Here is a 6,367-nt window from a genome sequence, read left to right on the forward strand (position 1 = left end):
ACCCCTGTTATATTCTGTATCATTCTTCAGCTACCCTGCTTTCGTTACGGGTGTCAATCACTCTGCAATGAAGTCCGTTCTTTTCGAGCCTTTCAATTACTATCGGTAACATGGCATCATCCACCTGTGACAGTATCAGATAGAGTTGTCCATCCTCCGATATTCCCAGTATGTCATTCTCTCGGATTTTATTTTTTAATATCCTGTCTGTTTCCTCCAGTGTCATTTCCGGATTTTCAATCTGCAGCAGAGCATATGATCCTATTTTCTGTTCTTTTATGGAATGAAATAACTTCAGCCTTTCCATAAAATACTCTGTTTTTAATATATGAGTTCCTTCCAGATATTCCCTGTCTCTGACTGCTTCCTGATATTCCAGTGCACGCAGCAGAGAGACTTCTACCAGACCGCATAAAATTTTGATAAGATTCAGATAATACAATGTCATCTGATTACTGGCTGCATCCTGGATAAATACCAGCATTACAAGTTCTTCATTTCTCTTTATCCCTGCAATATATGCCGGATATCCGGCAAGCAGTTCCCTGTTTCTCCAGACCTCACCCTTTTCCAGCGTTTCTATCGCATTCTGATACTCTTCAATCCTTATAGAATTCGGCATTTTTCTGCGAATTTCAGGTGATGACATTTCCATCCTTCCAAAACGTTTCCATGAATCAAGTGAATAAAGTACAATTGTATGATTTTCCAGAACATCTTCCATTACCCTTATGGTTTCCATAAACAGTTTCTGAGGCTGTATCACATCCAGCTTTCTTGTTATATCAAAAATTTTTCCAAAGCTGTCCCTGCTTCCGAGAATCTGCTTCTTATATTGTCTTTTATCCTGAAGCGTCTCCTGATACATTTCCTGCATAAAGAAAAATTTTTCCTTAATCAGTCTGTTTTCTTTTGTTACAAATTCTATATCCTCTTTATTCTTCAGCCTTATATAACCACAGACAGCACCTGCTGCAAAATAAAAAATAAATGGAATCCAGTTGGAAGCCTCATAAAACAAAGTATATATGTTTACATTCTCCTGCCTGTATGCTGCAATCAAAGAACAAGTTTCCAACGCAGCTGCTGATATTCCATAATTAATTCCATAAAGACTTCCCATGAATACAATAAATACAAGTCTCAGGTCAATCATTTTAAACTGAGCATAAGTTCCTGTATATTTGTTTAGAAATTCAAATAAAATAAATCCTGAGATTAATTCCAGAATGTGGACCAGCAAAGTATTTTTCGATATCCAATTCCTGATATTTGCAAAATGTCCGGAATCTGAATCTGATAATTTTTTATACTCCTGATACATCCCGGGAATATCTTCAAAAACAGATATCTTTGGAAACCACCCATATTCATGTCTTATAATCTGATCATCCGGCTGTACCTTATAAATCTGACCGCTGTTCTGATATCTTATATCCAGTTTACCGGGAATTGTCTTTCTGATTTCTTTTTCCAGATCACTGAAACTCTGCCTGAAACAATCCGGAACATTCAGACAGCGTTCTTTTCCCCAATTGTCATATACTTTATAAAGCAGTTCTGCCAGATCATCCATACATAGAAAATAAATATTTTGTTCCGGTGATTCCTCAAAAACAATTTTTCCGCTTTCTTCTGCCTCTGTAAACAGCTTATAAAAAAAGTCCTGTGTGTATACCGCTGAATATAAATGAGGAATTCTCAGAATCTTGGTGTTTATCTGATACATATTTCCATATTCCATAACTACATTTTCTGCTGCGGATACCAGAAGTGTTTTTCCACTTGTAATATTATAAATGCTCTCCTGCCCGGTCAGATACAACATTCTTATTTCCTTATTCTTTTTGCATAACTGAAGTATCTGTCTCAGTTGTTCCAGTTCTCCGGTCATCCTTCCATGCATGGTCAGATAATTTGAAAAATAAACAATTCTTTCAAACTCATATGTTTCGAAAATCTCTTTCAGTTCTTTCTCATCTTTTATGAACGGACGAGATAATATATTCTTTTTTCGATTTGATTTCAGCATCTCATTTCCCAGTACAACTACATCACATTCAGGAAATGATTCTTCTATAAAAGTTTCTGTTACATATCCTGTATTTCCTGCCAACAATACTTCCATATTTATTCACCTCAATAAAGTGAAGTATAACAAAGTTATTTTTTCTTTTCAATATCAGCATCTTTACAGAAAATAGCTTTTTTCTCAACAACTGTTGTCTTGTTCCTGCTGCTGTTCTATGCTAAAATATTTCCAGTATAAAATCATAAACCACAGACAGATCAGTACCCTGACATTTCCGGCACTGATCATATCTGATCATATTATACAAACTGTCAGGAAAGAGGCGATTACATTGAACATTGAAGATTCCTGTATTTCCTGCATTGACACAGACTGGTCCTACCAGCTTGCCAGACGCATGGAAAAAGAGAAAACAAACCCTGTTCTGGGCTATCGTACTGCAGGTTCCGCTGCTGAAACAGCTACAGGAGATATGTTATACAGGGAAATGAAAGCTATCGGACTTACCGATGTAACCAGAGATACATTCTCACTGGACGGATGGGAATTCGAGAAGGCAGTCCTGAAATTTACAGATGATGACGGGCAGGAACACACCTTTCAGATGGGCGGATATCAGACAAATTTCGAGACAGACGGATTTGAAGATTACGAACTCGTTTATCTGGGAAAAGGAACTGCCGCAGATTATGAAGGCATAAACGTAAAAGGAAAGCTGGTTATGGTTGAGATCAACCAGCGAGACGAATGGTGGATCAGCTTCCCTGTTTATCAGGCTTATCTGCGCGGCGCTGCTGCCCTGATCGCAGTTCAGGCAAACGGCTACGGAGAAATCGCAGAGTCTGCGCTGAATGCACAGGATATCGCAGGTCCTGATTTCGCACCTGCATTCTCTCTGTCTCAGGCGGATGCACGTATCCTGAAGCGTTCTCTCCGAAATAAAATTTCCACCTGCGAAGACAACACCACTGATTCAGAAGATACCCATAACACTCTGGAACAGGATGCTGCTTTATTACGCAGATCCTCATTAAAAGTATCACTGGATGCCCGTTCCAGAGTCATTCCGGACACAACAGCAGGCAATATCACAGGTAAAATACAGGGTACTGAGACAGACTCTATGATCCTGCTGTCTGCACACTATGATTCCTATTTCGATGGATTCCAGGATGATAATGCGGCAGTCGCCATGATGCTCGGCATTGCCCGTTCACTTGTAAAGGGCGGCTATAAGCCTGCCCACACTCTCGTTTTCTGCGCAATGGCTGCCGAGGAATGGGGAATCATTGATTCCAAATACGACTGGTCTACAGGAGCCTACAATCAGGTATTCCGTGTACATCCTGACTGGCAGGGTAAAGTGATCGCAGACCTGAACTTTGAACTTCCTGCACACGCACACAATAGACAGGATGCCATCCGCTGTACCTATGAATATGCAGATTTCATCAGACAGTTTACAGACAGCCTGACTGTCCCGAAGGAAGCATATCCTGACGGGATCACGGTTCTCTCTCCCATCGAGACATGGTCTGATGATTTCTCCATGGCAATCGCAGGTATCCCATCCACAGTCAATGATTTCAGCGCCGGGCCCTTCATGCAGAATTATTATCATTCCCAATATGATAATCAGGATGTTTACCAGGAAGCTGTCTATCAGTTTCATCATGAATGCTATCTGAAACTGATCATGGCCATTGACAGACTTGTCCTGCCACCGATGAATTTCAGCAATACCATGAACGCGGTCGCAGAAAGTATCCACGAAAATGCACTCTCATTTGCTGATCCTGAGCAGAATGTTCTGCTCAGAAACCTGCAGACAATTACCGCTTCTGCCGAAAATATTTATGACAAAATATGCCAGATTAATACGGAATATGCCACACTTTCAGACTCCGACGCCCGCATTGCTTTCCGCCACAAATGGGAATATGCCGGACTGGAGCTGCTGAAAACTTTCCGCAAGGCGCAAGACTATCTGGTACGTCTCAACTGGCAAGATGAAGTAATTTTCCCACAGGAAGCTGCCTCCAAAAATATCCGACAGCTGGAAAAAGCCAGCCGGGCTTTATCCGAGGGAAATATTACAGATGCATTGAAGGCTCTCTATCGAGTAGACAATAATATGTACGCATTTCTCTTCGATGAAGAAGTTTACTATCACTTCACCGAATACATTCTTCACCAGCCAAAAGACCGCCTGATGTGGGGTGCCGGACGTATCATGCATCACGAAAATCTCTACGGGATCGTGCAGAAACTGAAGCAGCGCATGGAAGAAGAAACACCGGAACTCGACAGTGAGATCCGTCGTCTGGAAGCTGCCCTGCGCAGACAGAAGGCTTATTATAAGGACGATATCCGCTACTTAAACACCTCCGTTAATAAGCTGTCTGCGATGTTGGATAACATCTATAATAATCTACTGTCTTTTTAAAAAACATTACCACTCCCGGGAACAGCAATGTTCCCGGCAATAAATAAGGAGATTACTACATACCATGGAAAGTGATAATTTGTACAGAGTACAGGAAGAAGATTTACCACGATTACAGAAACTGTTAACGGTCTGTTTCGCACAGGATCCGCTGTATCATACCCTGATTCCTGATGATGACACCAGAGAAAGACTTCTGCCGGAGCTCTTTTCCTGCGATCTGACGGAGTTCTTTCAGACATGCGAAATTTATTCTGACAGCAGCGAACTGAACAGTATCCTGGTTGTTTCTGACGAAAGCGAACCTTACAATTTTCTGCACTACTGTCTCACAGAGGCCAGAGCTGCACTTACCACTGACGGATGGCTGATCAAAGAAGATCCAAGCCTGAAAACCTTCTGGAATTTCATTCAGGGCAAAGACTACCTGAACTCAAGCTGGACTGATCAGCTTCACCAGACAGAACGTCTCCATGTGATCTACCTTGCGGTAGACCCCGGACACCAGCATCATGGGCTGGCAGAACTTCTGATGGATGAAGTGATAAATTACGCCCAGAAACACAAGATGCTGATTTCTCTGGAAACCCATAATCCCAATAACGTTCCTATTTATGAACACTTCGGATTTAAAACATATGGGATAGTGGAAAAACCTCACTTTGATCTGAAACAATATTGCATGATCAGAGAGGCTACTGTATAATCTGTCCCTGCACTGCTCTCGCAATTATTAACATAAAAGCTCCGTAATTGATAAATTAACCTATTTTTCACTTACATTTTTGTCTATTTCTACGTCTAGTAATATTTATACTTTTATATTAAAATAGCATACAGATGTCGGATAAAACTTTTCCACATCTGTTTGTTTATGGTACCATGTGTACTTTTCCGCTACTATTCTTAATTACTGTTAACTGTTCGGAGACTTTCCATTCAACGGACTGCTGAACATCCACGATTACCAGAAACAAAAGTATTTACCTGGCAATAAAAATTTTAATAACCCCCAGAGTACACATCACTACACTGATAAGGAGGACTTATAATAATGGTACGAAATGCAATGAGCGCAACAGAATTTTATATTTTACAATATTTATGGACCAGAGAAACACCTGCAACTTTTTCTGAGATTATGGTTCACTTTAATGAGGAAGAAAAGAAAGCATGGAAGAAACAGACAGTAAACACATTTCTTTCCCGTCTGGCACAGAAGGGCTTTTTGAATATTGACAAGAGCGGAAAAAGAGCTATCTATATTCCATCTGTCACCTCAAAGAAATTCTATGAAAATTATGCCCAGGAGATTGTAAAGGATTCTTACAACGGAGCCATCAAAGATTTCATCGCTGCATTTACAGCAGGAAATAAATTAAGCGCAGCTGAGAAAGCTGAATTATTATCTTATATCCAGACACTTTAATCAGAAATGCTCAATAAAAAGGCTGTCATTAACAACAGCCTTTTTTATTTACAGAATTACTATAAATACCGAATCAGAGAAATTACTCAGACTCTTCTATATTTTCCAACGTAAGCTTATGATATGGTGTGCGCACATATTTTCCGTCGATCAATGGAATATCACTCTTATCTCCATCCGTTGCGATTACAAATGCAAGATTCAGCATTTCACGCGCCTGCCCCTCTTTATCATTATAAACCGTTCCAAGCATTTCCTCATTCTTTACAGCCTCAATCCCCTCATCTGTACGGTCGATATCTGTTTTATACACAAAAAAACCAGCTATCACCTAGCTGGTTTTCACTGTATCTTCAAAACTACATACATGCTGACATTCCCTGAAAATCATTCTTCCTGCGATTCTTGGTCAAGCCCTCACCCGATTAGTAACAGTCAGCTCCATGCATTGCCACACTTC

General features: G+C 40.4%; 5 protein-coding genes. 3 read left to right on the forward strand and 2 right to left on the reverse strand.

Annotated elements, in window-relative coordinates:
* Positions 1–19 precede the first annotated feature (19 nt).
* Positions 20–2,128 (reverse strand): NAD-dependent epimerase/dehydratase family protein, encoded by a 2,109-nt coding sequence (locus LI074_RS14350; protein WP_055199892.1) that lies wholly within the window; start codon positions 2,126–2,128, stop codon positions 20–22.
* Positions 2,129–2,429: 301 nt separating this feature from the next.
* Here LI074_RS14350 and LI074_RS14355 point away from each other — a divergent pair, with 301 nt between their 5' ends.
* From LI074_RS14355 to LI074_RS14365, 3 genes are all read left to right on the forward strand, one after another.
* On the forward strand, positions 2,430–4,478 hold the full coding sequence (locus LI074_RS14355; RefSeq protein ID WP_082433158.1) for a M28 family peptidase: 2,049 nt from the start codon (positions 2,430–2,432) through the stop codon (positions 4,476–4,478).
* 64 nt (positions 4,479–4,542) lie between these two features.
* Positions 4,543–5,184: a GNAT family N-acetyltransferase gene (locus LI074_RS14360; protein ID WP_025580832.1), complete on the forward strand. Its 642-nt coding sequence runs from the start codon at positions 4,543–4,545 to the stop codon at positions 5,182–5,184.
* A gap of 348 nt (positions 5,185–5,532) precedes the next feature.
* On the forward strand, positions 5,533–5,907 hold the full coding sequence (locus tag LI074_RS14365) for a BlaI/MecI/CopY family transcriptional regulator (protein ID WP_008707184.1): 375 nt from the start codon (positions 5,533–5,535) through the stop codon (positions 5,905–5,907).
* A gap of 82 nt (positions 5,908–5,989) precedes the next feature.
* Here the strand turns inward: LI074_RS14365 and LI074_RS14370 are convergent, their stop codons facing one another.
* Entirely contained in the window at positions 5,990–6,220 is a 231-nt protein-coding gene (locus tag LI074_RS14370; RefSeq protein WP_044951711.1) for a hypothetical protein, read from the reverse strand.
* Positions 6,221–6,367 lie beyond the last annotated feature (147 nt).

The sequence above is a fragment of the Blautia sp. MSK18_10 genome, from assembly GCF_020553185.1.
GTDB classification, from domain to species: Bacteria; Bacillota; Clostridia; order Lachnospirales; family Lachnospiraceae; genus Blautia_A; species Blautia_A wexlerae.